This window comes from Arthrobacter sp. E3, from assembly GCF_017353415.1.
GTDB lineage: Bacteria > Actinomycetota > Actinomycetes > Actinomycetales > Micrococcaceae > Specibacter.
Genome location: NZ_JAFMPX010000146.1, coordinates 1 through 255, shown reverse-complemented (window position 1 = coordinate 255; position 255 = coordinate 1). Strand labels below are relative to the sequence as shown.

Here is a 255-nt window from a genome sequence, read left to right as displayed (position 1 = left end):
GCACCGGGTGCGCGTGGCGGATGATGCCCCACGATTTCCCGCCCTGGGACACCGTGTACTGGTACTTTCAGCGCTGGAACGCCGACGGCACCACCGACCGGATCCACGACGCCCTGCGTGCCGCCGTGCGGGATGCCGCAGGGCGGGACCCGATGGCGTCGGCCGGTATCGTCGATGCCCAGTCGGTCAAGGGCGCCGACACTGTGGGCCGGGGGTCGCGTGGGTACGACGCCGGCAAGAAGACCAACGGTCGCA

Annotated in this window: 1 protein-coding gene; it reads left to right on the top strand. The window is 70.6% G+C overall.

Annotation, left to right across the window (positions count from 1 at the left end):
* On the top strand, positions 1-255 hold a 255-nt coding region (locus JMA46_RS17005), incomplete at both ends, for a transposase (protein WP_207346513.1).